Source organism: Cuneatibacter sp. NSJ-177 (genome assembly GCF_022867805.1).
Classification (GTDB): Bacteria; Bacillota; Clostridia; order Lachnospirales; family Lachnospiraceae; genus Pseudolachnospira.
Window position 1 is genome coordinate 521483 of sequence record NZ_JALIFO010000002.1, and the last position, 18411, is coordinate 539893.

The window sequence follows — 18411 nt, forward strand, 5'->3', positions numbered from 1 at the left end:
GATCATGCTTTTAGTATAACGGCTATCGGAACAAAAAACAACTGGTATATGCGATTGTCGCAGGTCCATAATAGTACTGGAGTCCGTTATCCCTGCACACCTCTGTCACCAGCATTCCATAAGCCTCCATGGATGCGAAGCACTTTTTTGGAAAACGGCAGGGCGCATCCGGATAGGTACAGGCCTTGCATCTGGTGCAGCATCCGGCGCCGATCGCCAGCACGTCCTCACCGGCAAGTAAAAGGCGGTCATGCAGTTTCTGGAAACTCTCTTTATGCCTGGCCTCGGTTTCCATCATACCTTCTCCGTCCATCTCATCTTCCAACTGTCCCACAGTCTGAACCAGAATACCCGAAGAACAAGCCGCGATCCGCTCCCGGCATTCCTCCAGGGTGCCGCAGCCAGGCGGGCAGCTCCAGTTTTTTCCGTACATCCGGCAGGAATTACTCTGACACATCTGCCTTACCTCCGGAAGCAGCCTCAACGTTTTTACTTCAAGGGGAACCACATGGGAAAAGCCAATCTCTTTTCCTATTTGCCCCCAGTCCTCCCAATTCATCTATTTCCCCGCTCCTTCCTCATCTGGAAATTCCAATTCATCCACGAATGCATCTTGAAACTGCGGCAGGGACGCCAATTCCAGAAATTCGGTCTTGTCTGCCAGCTTGGCTGCATCTTCCCATGCCCCGGCCTGGAGCAGCACCCGCTTTGCCCCCTCACCTGCCGCATTTCCCACGGGGATCAGCTTTTCTTTACATTCCCTGGGAATCAGCCCGATCGCGCAGGCGCTCTCCGGATTGAGATACGTTCCAAAAGCTCCGGCCAGATAAACCCGATCGATCTGATTCAGGGATACCCCCATGGCCTCGGCCAAAAGATGAATCCCCGCCGCAATGGCGCCTTTTGCCAACTGTACTTCCCGGATATCCTTTTGACTGAGGAACACGCCCTTTTGCCCCTGTTCCGGCCGGATCAGCCAATAAACTTCCGAGCCATCGACCTTGCCGTCCCCGCACAGCTTGCCGCTCTCATCCATGGCTCCCAGCTTCAGGAGAGCGGCAATCCCATCAATCAGCCCGGATCCGCATATCCCCTGGGCCGGACCGCCGCCGATCACCTGACAGCGCAGGCCGCCGTCCTCCAGGTCCACATGCTCAACCGCTCCCTGGGTCCCCCGCATCCCGCAGGATATTTTTGCGCCCTCCAGCGCAGGACCAGCTGCTGTCGAACAGGCAATACGCCGTTCTTTATTTCCGATTACCAGCTCCCCATTGGTGCCGATGTCAATCAGAAGAGACAGGGACGTCTCCTGACCTAGCCCGGTGGCAAGCAGGCCCCCGATGGTGTCCGCTCCGACAAAACCGGCGATCAGCGGCAGGAAAAAGAGTTCCGCGCTTAAAGCCGCAGTAAATCCGCATTCCCCGGCAGGCAGGATCAGACCCTCCCGAACCGCAGGCTGGTAAGGCGCATGGACCATGGAATCCGGCGAAAAGCCCAAAAACAGATGGTGCATACAGGAATTCCCCACCATGCTGATCTGATAAACATCAAACCGGGAAACTCCCGCCCTTTCACAAAGCTGGCCAAGAAGGGAGTCCGCCTCCCGGCGCACGCACTGGGTCAGCTCCTCCTCCCCATTGGTCAAAGCATGGTTGGATCGCTGGATCACATCCGCCCCAAAAGAGACCTGCGGGTTCACTGCGCTTCCGGACGCCAGTTCCTCTCCGGTTTCCAGATCCAGCAGATAGGCGGCGATCGTTGTGGTTCCAATGTCAAAGGCCGCGCCTAAAAGGCGTCTTCCCGGCTCTGAAGATAAATACAAATCCAAGATTCGATCCCTGCGGCGGACCACGGCAAGCTCACAGCCGCCGCCTGTTTTCAATTCCGAAAGCCGCCGGACCATCTGCTGCCGGGGAGGCACCGGTTCCGCGAGGGCAAGCTGGAGCCGTTCCCACTCGGAAAGTTTTTTCTGGTGCTTTCTCGGCGGCAGCGTGACTAGTTCCTTCCGGATGGAAGGGGAGAAAACGACCTCAGTCTGAAACCCTTCCGTCAAAATCCGCAGCTTCCTGTTTTCTCCCAGGGTCTCCACACAGAGATCCTGCTCCACCGGCGTGCAGCAGGCCTTCACCAGGCGCGCCGTCTCCCCGGGAACTTCTAGCCTGACCAGGCATTTTCCGCACTTTCCCTGACCGCCGCAGGGAGCGTCCGGCTGAATGCCGGCCTGGATTTCCGCGTCCAGCAGAGTGGTTCCCTTCTCCACAAGGATTTTCACATTCTCTTTCCGAAAAAAAACGGTGTATGCTGACATAGTCCCTCCCTTTTGATTTAAGACCAGTATAACAAAAAAGCAAGAGCTGCCGCAACTATTTCCGTTCCGGCAGCTCTTGCTTTTCCCTTTGATTAATTATGCCGCCAGCTCTTTTGCTTTCTGAGCAGCGGACGCAGCGTCGGCCGTATAGGCATCCGCACCGATTTCGTCTGCAAAAGCCTGGGTAATCGGAGCCCCGCCGACCATGATTTTAATGGATCCGCGGAAATCCTGAGCGCTCAAAGCCTCCACCGTCGTCTTCATCGCCGGCATCGTCGTGGTCAGCAGCGCAGACAGGCAGACAATCTTCACTTCCGGATCCGCCTTGACCGCTTCCACAAATTTCTCCGGAGCAACATCCACGCCCAGATCGGTCACTTCAAACCCGGCACTCTCGATCATCATGGATACCAGGTTCTTTCCGATGTCATGGAGGTCTCCGGCCACGGTTCCGATGATCACTTTTCCGTTGGTAGCAGTGCTGCCGGACGCCAGATGAGGTTTCAGAACCTCCACGCCCTTCTTCATTGCACGGGCCGCCACCAGCATTTCCGGAACAAAAATCTCATTATTTTTAAATCTCTCTCCAACCACAGCCATCGCGTCAATCATTCCATTCAGAATTTCCGTGGCAGGGGTGCCCTCGTCCAGCGCTCCCTGTACCGCAGCTCCGACTAATTTCGACTTTCCACGCTCCACAAGATCTACTACTTCCGCTAATTTACTCATTTTCTTATCCTCCTTCTATCCTGGTTATTTTACCGGTCCGATCAGACCGTCCCGGTAGGCTCCGATATATTCCATACAATAATCATCCATACCCAAAAGCGCTTCCGTTGCATAAATCAATCCCAGCATATCCCGGTTGGTCGGATCCAAAATTCCGCTGTCCAGGCCGGCGTTCATCGCCAAGACTAAAAAGCCCTGATTGATCAGCTTGCGTACCGGCAGGTTAAAGGAAATATTGCTGACCGCGGCCGTGATATGAATCTCCGGATACCGCTCTCTGACTGTCTGAATTACTTCGATATTCGTCGCAATCCCGTCCTCAGAGGTGCAGAGCATCTCGACCAGAGGATCAATATGGATCCGGCTGGGGGCAATCCCATACTCTTCCGCTTTCTTCATAATCTTATCAAACACCCGAAGACGATCCGCCGCACATTTGGGGATTCCGGTGTCATCGCTGAGCAAGGCAATGACCTGCCAATCCTTATTTTCCGCCTGCGCCATGATCGGAAAGATCGTGTCCAGCTTCGATCCCTCGCCGGAGACCGAATTAAACAATCCCGGCTTATTGCAGAAACGGTACGCCTCTGTCAGAACCGCCGCGCTGGGGCTGTCAACGGAAATCGGGAGATCCGTCACTTCCTGAATGCAGTCAATCATCCAGTGAAGCGTCTCGACCTCTTCCACTTCCGGAACCGACGCGCAACAGTCAATAAACGTGGCATTCGCCTCCGCCTGCATTCTGGCGCGGTTTTTAATGAATTCTCCATCTCTGCGGGCAATCGCATCCGCCACGGCAGGGATGGAACCATTGATTTTTTCGCCGATAATAATCATTTTTCAGCCTCCCATCTTCCTTGCTGACTTTATTGTATCAAAAGGGCTTTGAAAAGGATATCCGGCAGACTTGGGAATTTTTCCTTTTCTCTTCCTACACTTTGTAGGAAGAGAATTTAAAGTTGCTTTTTTGTTTCTCTTACCTCAAAAACGACCAAAAGAAAGCAACAATTGTATACGCAGCGAAACATTTCTGCTCATATCGTAATTATTTGTGTCCAATTTCGTCCATCTATTTCCTTTTTACGCTAAAATCCTCCATGATTCTCTTAACATAACAAGGGAGGATTGTCATATGAACACAGAAAGTATTGGGTCTACCATTCAGGCTATTTCCGGACATCCGACAATGCTCGGATATCAGTATCTCCAGGACGCTGTTTCGCTCTGTATAGAAGCAGGATCCTTTCCCAACCGTCAGGTCATCCAGGTACTGTATCAATCGATCGCCGAAAAGTATGGCACTGGCACAGGAAACGTCGCCCGGAACATTGCCAGGGCGACAGATGACTGCTGGGATCATGGAGACCAAGAAGAATTAAAGAACATAGTCGGGCACAAACTGGCCGACAAACCGTCTCCGGCGGAACTGATTTACTACTTGTTTCGCTATCTCTCAAAATAAGAGAATCGTTCCAGAAACGGAAAGGACGAAAAAAGAAAACCCCCGGCAATACGCTTGCGCGCCTGCCGGGGGTTTTGGCTTTTCTGTAATTATTTGAGGGTAACCTTTGCTCCCTCTTTCTCCAGAGCTTCCTTGGCGGCATTGGCCTCTTCCTTGGAAACTTCGCTCTTGAATACCTTCGGAGCGCCGTCTACGACTTCCTTGGCTTCCTTCAGGCCCAAGCCAGTCAGCTCGCGGACAACCTTGATAACCTTAACCTTGTTCGGTCCGATCTCGGTCAGCTCTACGTCAAAGGAATCCTTCTCCTCAGCAGCCTCGGCAGCGCCGCCAGCAGCAGCAACCACAACACCCGCAGCAGCGGATACACCAAACTTCTCTTCGCAGGCCTTAACCAGGTCGTTCAGCTCTAATACGGACAGCTCTTCTACAGCTGCAATGATCTCTTCAATCGTCAGTTTTGCCATTTTCTTTTCCTCCAATAAGATTTTTGAATGGTTTTGTTTCAGGCGTTAAGCCTCAGCCGGCGCGTCTTTCTCAGCGATCTGCTTAATAACGCGGGCAAAGTTTGCAATCGGAGACTGCAGGCTGCCAAGCAGCTTGGACAGCAGTTCCTCTCTGCTGGGAACGGCGGCAACAGCGGCGATTCCCTTTTCATCATAGTAGGTTCCTTCTACAACGCCGGACTTCATCGAAAAGCTTTCCACCATCTTCGCATACTTCGCGATGATTCTGGCCGGAGCCGTCGCGTCGGTCTTAGAAACCGCAATCGCAGTCGGGCCTTCCAGATCTTTGGACAGCTCTTCAAACGAAGTGCCCTTGACCGCCAGATTCACTAAAGTGTTCTTGTACACCTTGTAAGTAATTCCGGCTTCTCTCAGCTCTTTCCGAAGCTGGGTGTCCACATCTACCGTGATTCCTCTGTAATTCACGAGGACAGCAGACTGAGCGCCGTCAAGCAGTTCGGAAACCTCCTGAACGATCGGCTGTTTTAATTCTACTTTTGCCATGTTTTCGGTTACCTCCTTATAGATTGCCGCGGCAGGCCGCGGTTTGTGGCTGTGATTCACGGCCACGGAGCACCTCTGTCGAAAGATATATGAAAAAGAATTTCCTATGGAACAAGAAAACGCCCTTCCATCCAAAGACGAAAGGGCGGCAATACGCTTCTATGCGAATCTCCTTCCTCGGCAGGCGGACAAGTCCTTACGCCTCACGGCACCTGCTGTCTTCGGCAGCGGTAATTCTTAAATAAGATAACACAGTTTCCTGTGGTTGTCAACAAAAACTTAAGCGTTCATCAGCTTCGTCGCATTCAGACGAACGCCGGGGCCCATCGTGGAGCTCATGGTAACGCTCTTCAGATATGCGCCCTTCACAGCCGCGGGCTTTGCCTTCATGATCGCGCCCATCAGAGCGTTGAAGTTGTCGGCAAGCTGCTCCTCGGTGAAGGAAGCCTTTCCAACCGGAACATGGATGATGTTGGTCTTATCGAGACGGTACTCGATCTTACCGGCTTTGATGTCGTTGATGGCCTTGGTGACGTCCATCGTAACAGTACCGGCCTTCGGGTTGGGCATCAGGCCCTTCGGTCCCAAGACACGGCCCAGACGTCCCACAACGCCCATCATATCAGGCGTAGCGACAACTACGTCGAAATCCAGCCAGCCTTCGTTCTGGATCTTCGGGATCAGCTCCTCAGCGCCCACATAGTCGGCTCCGGCAGCCTGCGCCTCGTCGGCCTTCACTCCCTTGGCGAATACCAGGACGCGAACCGTCTTACCGGTTCCGTGAGGCAGAACAACAGCGCCGCGGACCTGCTGGTCGGCATGACGGCCGTCACAGCCTGTGCGGATATGAACTTCAACGGTCTCATCAAATTTTGCAGTAGCGGTCTTCTTTACCAGTGCAATCGCCTCTTCGGTATCGTACTGAGCGGTACGGTCGACGGCTTTTGCAGCTTCTACATATTTCTTTCCTCTCTTCATCTGCGTACCCTCCTATCAGTCTTCTACTACGATGCCCATGCTTCTGGCCGTACCGGCAATCATGCTGGTGGCGGCTTCGATGGAAGCGGCATTCAGGTCAGGCATCTTCAGCTCAGCGATCTTCTGAACTTCGGATCTCTTGATCGTAGCAACCTTCGTGCGGTTCGGAACACCGGAACCGGATTTGATCTTGCAGGCCTTCTTCAGCAGAACAGCGGCCGGCGGGGTCTTCGTGATGAAGCTGAAGCTTCTGTCCGCATAAACCGTGATCACGACAGGGATGATCATGTCGCCCTGATCAGCGGTTCTCGCGTTGAATTCCTTTGTGAACTGTACGATGTTCACACCGTGCTGACCCAGAGCGGGGCCGACCGGCGGTGCCGGGGTCGCTTTGCCAGCAGGAATCTGTAATTTGATGTAACCTGTTACTTTCTTTGCCATTTGGCTTTCCTCCTATTTTCTTCAGCCTTTCGGCTGATGGTGGTGTTTGGCGGGGCGGATCCCCCTCCCACACTCCACCCGCTTTCGCGGATGTTTTTACAGTTTTCGAACTTCTGTGAAGCTCAGTTCCACCGGGGTCTCCCGGCCGAACATATCGACATGAATGGTAACGCTTTGTTTCCCTTCATTGATCGCTTTGATAACACCGACTGTGCCTTCCCAGATTCCGGCGGTCACCGTAACCGTATCACCCACCGCAAAATCGATGACCAGATCATCGCTTGCAATGCCCATATGATACATCTCTTCCGGCGACAGCGGCACCGGTTTGCTTCCCGGTCCCACGAATCCGGTCACGCCGCGGGTATTTCGAACGACATACCAGGTATCGTCGTTCATGACCATATTAATCAGAACATATCCAGGGAACATCTTTTTCTGGACCGTCTTCTTCACTCCGTTTTTCAGCTCTACCACATCCTGCATCGGCACTGCCACTTCCAGAATCTCGTCGTGAAGCTTCCGGTTCTCTATGGTCTTTTCCAAGTCTGCTTTTACCTTATTCTCATATCCGGAATAGGTATGCACAACGTACCAGTTTGCTTCTGCCATACAATCACCCTTCGCCTTTACAGAATAAAGCCAAGACCGAACTTAATCACCGTATCCAGAATGGCAATCAGGACACCCAGGAATACGCCGGAAAGGATGACGGCAAACGTCTGTTTTCCCGCTTTCTTTTTATCTGGCCAGATGATTTTCTTAAACTCTGCCTTCAGATTTTTGAAGTGGTTCTTCTTTTCCTTTTTCTCGGCTTTCTCCTTCGGAACCGCTTCGTTCGTATTCTCTCCCATAGGCTCAAACCTTTCTAAACGACTTCGCTAAGCGCCGTTCTCTATCTGAAATCCCGCTTCCGTAGCGGCCAGGGGCCGCGGCGCCGGATTTCATCATAAATCATGCCGCGAAACGGCTAACCGGTGACAAATTATTTGGTCTCTCTGTGCATCGTATGAGTCTTGCAGAATTTGCAGTATTTCTTGGTTTCCATTCGTTCCGGATGGTTTTTCTTTTCCTTCATCATGTCATAGTTTCTCTGCTTGCACTCGGTGCATGCCAAGGTGATCTTCACGCGCATTTCTTTTACCTCCACTGGGATTGTTCTATTGGTTTTGGTCGTTTTTATACACAAAAAAAAGACCTAAATCTTCTGACGTGTTCTGTAAATATACCACAAGAATGTTGTCCCGTCAAGTGGTTATAGGCGGTTTTTTCCAATGCTAAAGCAAAAATTTAATCCTACTCCCTTTTCAGCTTTGCCTAATCAAACGTAAACAAGGAATCCAGCGGTTTCCGCTCCGGCAGGCTGGGGATTTGGCCCGCTTTTGCCACGGCAAGCATCTCCTGATAATCGGTCCGGATCGAGGCATAAGTCTCCATTATTTTTTCTCCGGTATGTCCGATCGTCTCCATGAAATCATCGTAATGATCAATCACGGCCTTTACCCCGCGGCGGCCTATTTTTCCTTGATCCGCCATCTCTTGAAGCACTCTTTTTGTCTTTTCCTTATCAAAAGCTTCCTTATAACTTCTGCGGCGGACCAACGCGCTGACAATATCCGAAATGGCGCAGACCCGCTCCTCCAGAGACAAGTCTTCCGCCTTTAACCCCAGCGGGTATCCGGAGCCGTCCAGTTTCTCGTGATGCCGCACCGCGATCCGGTATGCTTTTGGGTTCACATACCCATCCAGAATCTTCCCTGTCTCCGTCACGTGCTTTTTCATAACCTCAAATTCTTCCGGGCTCAGTCTGCCGGGCTTTTCCAAAATCTCTACAGGGGTCGATACCTTCCCGATATCGTGAAGCAAAGCGCCGTAATAAAGATCCGAATAACTGTCTTCGGGGATCTCCAGCAGCCTGGCCAGCGCAATGCTGGCTCCCACCGTCGTGATCGTATGAAGCACCATAAATTCACTGCGGAAATCAATGGATAGAGCCAGCATCTCCAAAAACCGCCGGCGTTCCTGAGCGGAAAAGTGCATACGGCAGACGACATTTTGCAGCTCTTCTCCGTATCGTCCGGAAGATAGCCCTTCCCGGATCCTGCTCTCCGCCGAGAGGCACAAATCCACGTTCTCTATTGAAAAGAACCGGTCTCTGCGGGGTTCCAGATAGCTCCTAAAATCCAGTTCATTTTTCCAAACCGAATCCACCCGGTCCGCAAGATGAATGATATCCGCCAGCCGCAGGCTTTTCCCTTCGATACCAGCCTCCTGAAGCCGCTTAAAACCGACGTGATGGTATAAAACGCCCTCTGCTCCGCCGGAAAGGGGTGACAGGCGTTTGAGATACAGCGCCCCATAGATCGAGTGCTCCCAAACCGTCTGGGATTCAAATTCCATCATCCGGTCGATCTCATCCGTCTTATAGGCCCCGATATCGTGGAGCAGGCAAAGCACCAATACCGCTGCATTTTTCCGCGCATTCAGATCGACCCCTGCGCTGCGCAAAAGTTCCAGCGCAATATAGGCCACCCGTTCCCCATGATCCACCAGCCTGGGATCCACACAGCTCAGCGTGCGGCGGATAATCCCCCAAACCATCCGATCCTCAATGATCTCCATCCCGTTTCTCCGTTCCCATCTATAATCTCCAAAAGGCGTCTCTGTCCGAAGATTTACCCGCGGGCACAAACGGCGGAAATCTCCGCCGGCTGACTCTGCCTGTTCTGCTTACTGGTTAGATTATTACATGTAACCGAAAAAAAGACAAGAGCAGCGGATCACTTTTTATCGACAAATCTGAGAAACTCGCGGATCCATTCCCATCACTTTTTCCTTCAGCTCCCGGTCCACGGTCACCCGCCCCTCGATATGGCGGAGGATCTCATGGTTCAGCCCCCAGAGGTCGCCGAGATATTGGTTTAAAACCAGTTTCTCACCCTTCACCCGGTATTGAATCGGACAGACAGAAGTAAAATCAAAGCGTTCTTCCTCCACCTGTTCAAAATCTTTCCACAAGTATATTTTTTGCTTCCTCCCGTTGACAAAGACGAGTCCGTCCGCCCGGACCTGATAATAAGTCCGTTCCGCCACCCGCTTTGCCCCCCATTGGAGCAGATAGAGGAATGCCATTTCCACCAGCAGGAATAAAACCGTCAAAGGCGCGCCTTTAAGATAAGGGAAGCGCGGAATCACCAGCGCGTCATAAAGAAAATAGAAGGAAAAAATCATCAAAGATCCGGCCCCCATTCCCAGCGTCCTGTATTTAAAAAATCTTCTTCCCAGACGGTAAATATTATCCTCGCGCATTTTTCTTTTCTCCTCCCGATCAATAGGTGCAGGTTCCTCATGCCGCCGCTCAAGCACTTTTCCAATCACAGGCCGGCGGTCAGAGGATATCCTCTTCTTTTGAAAAAACTTCTTCCGGAAAACCGGTCAGCGTATCCCGCCGCCTTACTTCCATATGGGGCGATTGGTCAAAAATCATTTTGTTTTCCCCTCGGTAGGGTTCCCAGGAAAGCTCAGGAGTTTCCGGATTTCCGGTCAGGATAAACCGGCGGATTCCGGCCCTGAGACAGGAAGAAATCCTGCTTGCCTCCGCTCTTTTTTCTTCCGTAACGCCAAAGGACGGAAGACTCCACTGCCCCATCAAAAAGTGAAAGCCCATCCCATGGCAGGCTGGAGGATATTCAAAGGAATAGCACCAGACCGGATTTTCCTCACGGTAAAGCTGATTTGCCAATTCATCACTGTAATAGCGGTACATAAAATCCGACAGCACCTCCGCCCACGCTTCTTCTTGGTCCTTTCCCTCCGCCTCCAGTTTCCGGTAGTGGTTCCAGGCGATTTCACTGTGAGTCCCAAATAAATCTTCCAGAACCTGCTCCCTGTTTTCCGTAAAAGCCGGTTTCCCCGCCAGCGGAGAAAGCTCCCATCTGCCGCTCCCAATCACAGCCGCGCCCTTCCAGCGCGCCCCCTCCTGCCAGCGCCTTTTCCAGCCTGAATCAAACAATTCCCCGTCCAGCACCGGGCCGAAAAAGCAGGTGGATCCTTCTACGCCGCACAGCGCGGCCTGTGCCTGAATCAATTCCTCTCCGGAAAGGGTAAGGAGGGAAGCCTCCTCCGGCAGATACCGGAGATACCTGTGGGTAACCTGATCCGCAGTCTTTTTGCCCCGAAAGGACTGCATGGCTCCGCTTTCCAGGATGACCCGGCGGCAGACCTGCTGGAATTCCGGCAGTGTCAGCAAGGAGGCGATTGCCTTGGCGCCGGCGGAGATTCCAAGTAAGGTGATATTTTCCGGATCCCCGCCAAAGGCGGATATATGGTCCCGGACCCACCGGACCGCCAGCAGCAGGTCCTTAATGCCGTTGTTTCCGGAACCGGCGTAATCCGTTCCGTACTCCTCCCCCAGCTGGAGAAAGCCCAAAACGCCGAGGCGGTAATTGACGGACACAAACACCATCGCATCCTCCTCCATGAACCGGTCCCCCGCACGCTCCGGCGCTGAATTGCTTCCCACCTGGAACGCTCCCCCGTGGACATAGACGGCCACCGGAAGCCGCGCCTTTTCGTCCGGACATTTTGTCCAGACGTTCAGGTTCAAGCAGTCCTCGGATCCCACCACATAAAGATCCGCATCTCTGGGCTTTACCCCCAGAAAACTGGGCTGCATCGCCTTTGGCCCGTAGGAAACGCAGTCCCTGATCCCGTCCCAGACTACCGGCTTTGGCGCTCGGAAGCGCTCTGCCATGCCGTAAGGGATCCCTAAAAATTCATATCCATTTTCTGTCTTTCTTCCGCGAATCCTGCCGCAGGAAGCGTCAACAATCCATTCTTCCATGGAACCTCCCACATAGAAAAGCTGCTGCATGATGGATGGTTTCTCATTTTGCAGCAGCTTTTCTTCATTTTAGCAAACTCGATTACTGAATTCCCAAAGATTTCATCACCAGGTCCACGGGCTCATCGCCCGCCAGTTCCCGGATCAGGGGCCAGCAATTCTTACCTGCTTCCAAAACTTTGGCGTAGTCCTCGTCGGACCACTGGATCAAAGTGATTCCGGCTTCTTCCAAAGCTTTTTTGGCGTTTTCTTCTTCTTCCACGCCTACCTGATACAGATAAGCCTCGGCAGCTGCGCTGGCCGCTTTGATCAAAGCCTGATAATCCTCCGGCAAGCCGTCATAGCAGGCTTTGTTCATCCAAATGCCCGCCACGAACATCTGGTGATTGGTCTCGGTCACATACTTCTGTACTTCAAAAAACTTATTGGTCACAATCGTATTATAAGGATTTTCCTGCGCATTGACCAAGCCCTGCTGCAGGGAAACATAGAGATCGTTGAAGGCGAGAGGCGTAGGGTTCGCGCCGCAGGCTTTCCAGAATGCCATCTGCACATTGTTTTCCGTGACGCGAATATCCAGCCCGCTCAGATCGTCGAAGGTCTTTAATTCCTTATAGGAGCTGGTGACCCGGAATCCGTAAGGGGTCAGCATCAGCAGCTCAAATCCAAGATTGTGGAAGGCCTTGTCCGTGTACTGGCGCACCTCGGTGCCGCTTTCGGTCAGTTTTAAAGCGTCCTCCCGGCTGGTCATGGCCCCGTTCATGTCAAAATATCCCAGAGAGTCGTCCACCAGACCGCCGACATTTCCGCAGCCCATCTGGATTGTGTTGGCTTTCAAATTCTGGTTGATTTCCGTGGCGGTTCCCAGCGTACTGTCCGGGTAGACTTCCACCTGGATATTTCCATTGCTGCCGTCTTCAATCAGTTTTTCCAGGTAAGCATAACCTTTGGAGCTGGCCGACTGGGAAGATCCGTTGTGAGCCCACACCAGTTTCACCGAATCCGTGCTGGTCACCGTCACGCCAAGTTCTGCGGCAGTCAGCTCGCCTTTTGCCGCCTTTTCCCGGTCAAAGCCGCCGGAAGAATTCTCTCCTGTCTCCGCCTTCGATGAGGCTTCCCCCGCAGCCCTTGTCCCAGAAGCCGCTGTTGCAGCCTCTGTTTTGGATGCCGCAGTCTCCGCCGCAGTTGTCCCGCTCTCTCCGCTGCCGCAGCCTGCCGCCGATAAGGTCATAGCCGCCGCCATTAAAATGGCCATCATTCTCTTTCCGTTTTTCATGTTTCTCCTCCATTTTCATATGATCATATTCCAATCCCCGCCCGCTCTGCGGGCCAGGGCAGATCCACTGAATTCAACGATCCGTCAGACAAGCCCAGCCGTTTTCCCCGGATAACCGCTACAGGAACAGTAAAGACAGCTGCGGCACAAAGGTTACAATCAGCAGCGCGGCCAGGAAAAAGAGCATGAACGGCACCGCCGCCTTGGCTATCCGCATGGGGGATTCCCCCACCAATGGCGCCGCCACGAACAGATTGACGCCGATCGGAGGGCTGACCAGGCCGATCGCCAGGTTGATGATCAAGATCACGCCGAAATGAATCGGGCTGACGCCAAAGCTCTGCGCCGCGGTCAAAATCACCGGTCCCATGATGATAATACCGGACGTGGTCTCGCCCACCATTCCCAGAAACAGAAACACCACATTGATCAGCAGCAGAAAAAGGACCTTGCTGTCGATGGTGCTGGTCAGATAGTCGGAGATAATCTCCGGCGCATGGAGCAGGTGCAGAATTTTTCCAAACGCGCCGCCAAATCCCAGCAGTAGGCACATTGGGGCGTAGCTTTTCACCGCGCCCGCCAAAAACGCCGGGAGTTCTTTCAGTTTCATGCTCTTATAAAATGCCAGGCAGACAAAGATCGCATAGAAAATGGATACGCAGGCCGCTTCCGTCGGGGTGACGATCCCACTGTAAATCCCTCCCAGGATAATGACTGGGGTCAGGAGCGCCCAAAAGCCTTCTTTTAAAACCCGCAGGCAGCCTTTCTTTTTCAGCTCCTGATGGTTTGCCCGGATCTTTTCCTTGTCTTCGCCCCGGCGCTTGCAGTAAAGATAGGCGTACAGCATCAGCACAAAGGCAACCAGAATACCCGGTACAATACCGGCGATAAACAGATCGCCCACCGAGACGCCGCAGGCCACACCGTAGACAATAAACGGAATGCTGGGCGGAATGATTACCCCAAGCCCTCCTGCCGTGGCCACCAGAGCCGTAGAAAAAATCTTGTCATAACCAAGCTTCGTCAGGATCGGAATGCACATGGCCCCGACTGCCGCCACCGTAGCCGGCCCGGATCCGGAGATCGCCCCGTAAAAGAGGCAGGTGACCACCACCGCACAGGGAATTCCGGCCGTTACCTCGCCGATAAAATAGGCGAACACATCGAACAGACGGCGGGAAATTCCTCCTCTTGCCATGATGGAGCCGGAAAGCATGAACAAAGGAATGGCAATCAGCGACGTGGAGTCCAGGGCGCTGACCACTGCCCGAAGCACAAACTGATAGTTGCCGGTAAACGTGTTGTCCGCCACATAGGGAAGAATGGAAGGCAGCGCGGTACAGGCTGCCAGCGGCACTCCTAAAAAGATTAAGACAAAAAATAAGATAAATACAATACCCAGCACCTTTATTCTCCCTCCTCTTTGGTTTCCGCCTCTCCGCGGCCCTTTTTCTCCTCCGGGCCGTGGATCATGCTCAAAATGATGTTTTGAATCTGCCTCAGCGTTCCCAGACCAAATCCGACCAGACAGCTCGCATAGACATATTGGAGCGGAAGGCGCAGCGCTGTGCTGAGCGCTTTGGACTCCGCCGCCATCTGTACCAGAAATATGGACTGATAAAAGAAGAAGGCATAAGTACCCAGCAACAAGATCTTTGCCAGATAATCCAGGGCTGTACCAATCCCTTTGGGCAGGACCGACGTCAAAATGTCCAGGTTAATCGCGTTATTCTTTCTGACGCAGTAACCTGCGCTCAGCAGTCCGGACCAGACAAAACAGTAGCGGCTCAGCTCTTCGGGCCATGCCATCGCGCTGCGGAAAAAATAGCGCATAATAACCTGAAACAGAATGACACAGGTGATCACCGCCAGCAGCCCCACCATCAGCGTTTCTTCCAAATGCTCGTCCAACCAGTGAATTGCTTTTTTCATAGTTGTCCACCTCTCTTCAACCATTGATTTATCAGAATTTACCTTTTGTTTGACCTCTTATTTTTTTATTGTCAGCGGCTTTTCTCCATCCCTTTCCCTCCTGTCCCTCTTTTCCAACAGCATACCATATATGCAAAAAATCATGCTCTCATGGTGCTCTAAAACATTCCCATCTTTTGAGTTGTTCTTTTCATTTTCATTGTTTTACCGGGTAAAATGCAAAATTCTTATCATCATCCACAAAATTCCCACCTCATTTTTCTTTTCCCTGCATTGAATGTAAAGTGAATTTATGTTAGGATAGCAATATCCACTACCGGTTCCCATTCTTCACCGTCCACGTCCTGAAAGGAGCCTTTGCCATGTACATTTATGATAAGCCCGGCTTTGAAAACAGCCCGTTCCGCCAGCCTCCCTTTATGCACATTACGCAGGTCGGTCATCTGAAAAAAGTCCTCCCCTGGATCCAATACCCGCATATCCATGAGGATGAGTATGAGATTTCCTTCATCATGAACGGGTCCGGCATACTGAACCTTCCCGGCACCGTCCTACCGCTGCTGGAAAACTCCATCACCATTATCCCGCCCAAGGTGGCTCACTGTTACAGCCGCGAGCAGGGAGACCAGGAGATGGAGTATTACGTCATCCGGTTCCGGGCGGATTCCTCCGGTTCCCCGGTTCAAAGGCAGTTGGAAGCTCTCGATACAGCCACTGCGGTCAGCTCTGAAAAAATCCCCTATATTCAAAAGCTGCTGGACATTATCCTGGCACTTGCCGCGGACACCGAAGGAAAAATCGATGAGACGATCCAGACAATTTCTCTCTCCGTCCTCCAAATGACGTCCGACGAGCTCCGCCGGGCCGGGCGGACCGTAATCACTCACACACCCGTCTACGCCAACGATATCCTCCGTTACCTGCAAAACCATGTGGGCCGCACGGTCACGCTGGAGGATCTCTCCCGTGAATTCAATCTCAGCCCGTCCCATATCTCGCGGGTGTTCCTGAAAACTTATCACACCTCGCCGATCCACTACCTAATTTATTGCCGGATGAGGGAAGCGCGGACCTATATCCTGAATCAAAATATGCCGTCCCAGGAGATCGCAAGAAAGCTGGCCTATAAGACGACTTATCACTTTGTAAAGGCTTTTGAAAACTTTTATGGCTGCCACCCGGATCAATATTTGGAGTTTGTGGCGGAGATTGAACCATAGGAGGAATTCCAGCGGTTATCCCGCCCGTATATCCAAAAATACGATCCCAATGGGTATCCGGACTACGGCGGCCTCGTGATGAAAGTGACGTCTTTGGGCAGGGCATCTGCTATTGCCCGAACTGCTGGCCCTAGGAATAAGGTGAGAGAAAAGATAGAGATACGAATCAAAATAATCATGAAATGAGGAAGGGTATTGAGCCAAGAAAAAACATCCAATTATGAAACTGCCTGCGAACAATGGCGAATCCGTTTTCTAGAAATGGATCAAGATCAACTGATGCAAAGGCTTCCTGAGCTGAAGCCGGAGGGAGACTTCCTTTGCCTCTTCCATTTTGGGAAGAAATACGGAATTCACCGCAGGACAGGTGAAATTGTCCTGCTTTCGGAAGAAGGTTCTGTCCCCATCACGGTGAAGCTGAATCTTTATACTCTTTTTGGATATGTCTCCCCCAAAGCAGCCCTTCGCGGAGAGTGGGTTCCCTTTGAAAACCTGAGAGGAACCGCCCCCTTTGCTCCGGCATTCCGAAAAGGCGTAATCGAGTCATATGCCCGCACGTTCACCGGGCATATGGACCGCCTCCAGGCTGCGATGGAATCCATGGGCGGAATCCGGCTGCCCTACTCAGATTTAGGGTATCAGGTGGATGCTTTCGCGTGCATTCCAGTTCGCTTCCTTTTCTGGGAGGGTGACGATGAATTTCCGGCCCAGGCAAATATTCTCTTTGACGCCAGCGCAACGGATTTCATCCATGGGGAAAGCATCGTGTCCATCGCCATGGTCGGACTGGCGCAATTGGCGGAGTCCGCCGGGCTTTTGATGGATCCGAATGCGATTCCGCTGATGTAGGAGCATCTGATCTTCTTTCATGGAAGAACGGACCGCCAGGTTGCAGAAACTGCTAAACTCACTTATAATAAAAGAAAAGGAGACCTTATATGACGGACAAAAAATGGGAAGAACTGCAGATCAAAGATGACTTTATGTTCGGCATTATTATGAGGAATCCGGAAATCTGCCGGATGGTGCTGGAGCGGATATTAGAAATTCAAATTGAGCGGGTAGAATACCCAGAAGAGCAAAAGAGCATCCGGTTGTTAAAGGACGCCAAAAGTGTACGACTGGATGTATATGTCAAAGACAACCGGGAGACGGTATACAATGTAGAGATTCAAACAACGAATCCCGGAAATCTAGAGAAGAGAAGCCGTTATTACCAGGGTATGATTGATTTGAATCTGATCAGTCAGGGAGAGAGCTATACAAAGTTAAATCAATGCTACATTATTTTCATCTGTACCTTTGACCCCTTCGGTGAAGGCTGGTATCGGTATACCTTTGAAAGCCGGTGCCGGGAAAACAAAGAGCTGGTATTGCAAGATGAGGCCACAAGAATCTTCCTGAATACAAAAGGTACGCGGGACGATGTATCCGGCCATGTAAAACGTTTTTTACATTTCCTGGATTCCGCATCCGATCCGGATCCCGGAGACGATCTGTTGGTAAAAATAAACCAAGAGCTGGAAAATGTCCGCAAGAACCAAGAATGGAGGCGAGAATATATGACACTGTTGATGGAACTGAAAGAACGGGAAGAACGTGGGAAAGCTGAGGGTAGGAAAGAAGGGCGGAAAGAAGGACGAAAAGAAGGACGAAAAGAAGGGCGAAAAGAAGGGCGGAAAGAAGAAAGAAAAGAATTAGTCCGCACTATGAGGAAGAATGGAATTTCACCAGAGCAGATTGCAAAACTAACTGGAATTTCACTGGAAGAGATTCGGTCGGCGGAAATTGACGATCCGGATGCGTTCTAAAAGATTTCCAATAAAAAAATCCGAGTCTCCCAAAGCGGGACTCGGACTTTTTTATAGCGCACTGTGTTTACTCTTCGATCACTACCAGCACGTCTCCGCCCTTAACTCTTTGATCCTCCTCGACTAGAACTTCCGCCACAATTCCCGCCACAGGGGACAGAACCGGCTGAAACATCTTCATCGCCTCGATCGTGGCTACCTGTGTCTTGACATCCACATGATCGCCTTCTTTTACTTTTACTTCTGTGATTACTCCGGGTACTCTTGTTTTGATCTCCATTTTTTATCCCTTTCTTTTTGCATTACGCCCTTGGCGTTTTTTATGAATAGAAGGAAGATTCTTCTCCCATCCGATCACATCCATGTTCCTGCTTCCGCTCGCCCGCCGCGATTGCCGGATCAGG

General features: G+C 51.9%; 22 protein-coding genes and 1 other annotated feature. Of the genes, 4 read left to right on the plus strand and 18 right to left on the minus strand.

Annotated features, from left to right (window positions below):
- Positions 1-22 precede the first annotated feature (22 nt).
- From MUB23_RS06425 to MUB23_RS06440, 4 genes are all read right to left on the minus strand, one after another.
- The gene (locus MUB23_RS06425) at positions 23-559 is read right to left on the minus strand and encodes a DUF2284 domain-containing protein (RefSeq protein WP_244799549.1); all 537 of its coding nucleotides are present in this window, start codon (positions 557-559) and stop codon (positions 23-25) included.
- The gene (locus MUB23_RS06430; RefSeq protein ID WP_244799550.1) at positions 560-2308 is read right to left on the minus strand and encodes an ASKHA domain-containing protein; all 1749 of its coding nucleotides are present in this window, start codon (positions 2306-2308) and stop codon (positions 560-562) included. It lies immediately after the preceding gene.
- Positions 2309-2404: 96 nt separating this feature from the next.
- Positions 2405-3037 (minus strand): corrinoid protein, encoded by a 633-nt coding sequence (locus MUB23_RS06435; protein WP_244799551.1) that lies wholly within the window; start codon positions 3035-3037, stop codon positions 2405-2407.
- A gap of 24 nt (positions 3038-3061) precedes the next feature.
- Positions 3062-3874 (minus strand): methyltetrahydrofolate cobalamin methyltransferase, encoded by an 813-nt coding sequence (locus MUB23_RS06440; protein ID WP_244799552.1) that lies wholly within the window; start codon positions 3872-3874, stop codon positions 3062-3064.
- Between the two features lie 295 nt (positions 3875-4169).
- Here MUB23_RS06440 and MUB23_RS06445 point away from each other — a divergent pair, with 295 nt between their 5' ends.
- Positions 4170-4499, plus strand: a complete 330-nt coding sequence (locus MUB23_RS06445) for a sporulation initiation factor Spo0A C-terminal domain-containing protein (protein ID WP_244799553.1) — start codon at positions 4170-4172, stop codon at positions 4497-4499.
- Between the two features lie 89 nt (positions 4500-4588).
- Here MUB23_RS06445 and rplL read toward each other — a convergent pair whose 3' ends face one another.
- The 13 genes from rplL to MUB23_RS06510 all read right to left on the minus strand — a co-directional run bounded on the left by rplL (position 4589) and on the right by MUB23_RS06510 (position 14976).
- Positions 4589-4963 carry a 50S ribosomal protein L7/L12 gene (rplL, locus tag MUB23_RS06450; RefSeq protein WP_244799554.1) on the minus strand — a complete coding sequence of 125 codons (375 nt, stop codon included), beginning with the start codon at positions 4961-4963 and terminating at the stop codon, positions 4589-4591.
- 45 nt (positions 4964-5008) lie between these two features.
- Complete coding sequence (rplJ, locus tag MUB23_RS06455; protein WP_244799555.1) at positions 5009-5506, minus strand: 50S ribosomal protein L10; 498 nt, start codon at positions 5504-5506, stop codon at positions 5009-5011.
- Positions 5507-5611: 105 nt separating this feature from the next.
- Positions 5612-5749 (minus strand) — a sequence feature (ribosomal protein L10 leader region).
- A 36-nt stretch (positions 5750-5785) separates the two neighbouring features.
- On the minus strand, positions 5786-6484 hold the full coding sequence (rplA, locus tag MUB23_RS06460) for a 50S ribosomal protein L1 (protein WP_244799556.1): 699 nt from the start codon (positions 6482-6484) through the stop codon (positions 5786-5788).
- A 15-nt stretch (positions 6485-6499) separates the two neighbouring features.
- Positions 6500-6925 carry a 50S ribosomal protein L11 gene (gene rplK / locus MUB23_RS06465; RefSeq protein WP_244799557.1) on the minus strand — a complete coding sequence of 142 codons (426 nt, stop codon included), beginning with the start codon at positions 6923-6925 and terminating at the stop codon, positions 6500-6502.
- A 96-nt stretch (positions 6926-7021) separates the two neighbouring features.
- On the minus strand, positions 7022-7537 hold the full coding sequence (gene nusG / locus MUB23_RS06470; RefSeq protein WP_244799558.1) for a transcription termination/antitermination protein NusG: 516 nt from the start codon (positions 7535-7537) through the stop codon (positions 7022-7024).
- A gap of 17 nt (positions 7538-7554) precedes the next feature.
- Positions 7555-7779: a preprotein translocase subunit SecE gene (gene secE, locus MUB23_RS06475; protein ID WP_244799559.1), complete on the minus strand. Its 225-nt coding sequence runs from the start codon at positions 7777-7779 to the stop codon at positions 7555-7557.
- 131 nt (positions 7780-7910) lie between these two features.
- Positions 7911-8060 (minus strand): 50S ribosomal protein L33, encoded by a 150-nt coding sequence (gene rpmG / locus MUB23_RS06480; protein WP_244799560.1) that lies wholly within the window; start codon positions 8058-8060, stop codon positions 7911-7913.
- Between the two features lie 182 nt (positions 8061-8242).
- Positions 8243-9547, minus strand: a complete 1305-nt coding sequence (locus MUB23_RS06485) for an HD-GYP domain-containing protein (RefSeq protein ID WP_244799561.1) — start codon at positions 9545-9547, stop codon at positions 8243-8245.
- A gap of 165 nt (positions 9548-9712) precedes the next feature.
- A complete protein-coding gene (locus MUB23_RS06490; protein WP_244799562.1) occupies positions 9713-10234 on the minus strand; it encodes a hypothetical protein in 522 nt (173 codons plus the stop codon).
- A 79-nt stretch (positions 10235-10313) separates the two neighbouring features.
- Positions 10314-11768 (minus strand): carboxylesterase family protein, encoded by a 1455-nt coding sequence (locus tag MUB23_RS06495; protein WP_244799563.1) that lies wholly within the window; start codon positions 11766-11768, stop codon positions 10314-10316.
- 82 nt (positions 11769-11850) lie between these two features.
- On the minus strand, positions 11851-13044 hold the full coding sequence (locus MUB23_RS06500) for a TRAP transporter substrate-binding protein (protein WP_244799564.1): 1194 nt from the start codon (positions 13042-13044) through the stop codon (positions 11851-11853).
- 118 nt (positions 13045-13162) lie between these two features.
- Positions 13163-14449, minus strand: a complete 1287-nt coding sequence (locus MUB23_RS06505) for a TRAP transporter large permease (RefSeq protein WP_244799565.1) — start codon at positions 14447-14449, stop codon at positions 13163-13165.
- 2 nt (positions 14450-14451) lie between these two features.
- A complete protein-coding gene (locus MUB23_RS06510) occupies positions 14452-14976 on the minus strand; it encodes a TRAP transporter small permease (RefSeq protein WP_244799566.1) in 525 nt (174 codons plus the stop codon).
- Positions 14977-15338: 362 nt separating this feature from the next.
- On the opposite strand from MUB23_RS06510, the gene MUB23_RS06515 reads away from it, so the two are divergent.
- The 3 genes from MUB23_RS06515 (at position 15339) to MUB23_RS06525 (ending at position 18007) form a co-directional block, all read left to right on the plus strand.
- Positions 15339-16196, plus strand: coding sequence for an AraC family transcriptional regulator (locus MUB23_RS06515; RefSeq protein ID WP_244799567.1), 858 nt, complete (start codon positions 15339-15341; stop codon positions 16194-16196).
- Positions 16197-16391: 195 nt separating this feature from the next.
- The gene (locus MUB23_RS06520) at positions 16392-17045 is read left to right on the plus strand and encodes a DUF3786 domain-containing protein (protein WP_244799568.1); all 654 of its coding nucleotides are present in this window, start codon (positions 16392-16394) and stop codon (positions 17043-17045) included.
- 89 nt (positions 17046-17134) lie between these two features.
- A complete protein-coding gene (locus MUB23_RS06525; protein WP_244799569.1) occupies positions 17135-18007 on the plus strand; it encodes an Rpn family recombination-promoting nuclease/putative transposase in 873 nt (290 codons plus the stop codon).
- A 67-nt stretch (positions 18008-18074) separates the two neighbouring features.
- On the opposite strand, the gene MUB23_RS06530 is transcribed toward MUB23_RS06525, so the two are convergent.
- Positions 18075-18287 (minus strand): biotin/lipoyl-containing protein, encoded by a 213-nt coding sequence (locus tag MUB23_RS06530; RefSeq protein WP_244799570.1) that lies wholly within the window; start codon positions 18285-18287, stop codon positions 18075-18077.
- Positions 18288-18411: the final 124 nt, after the last annotated feature.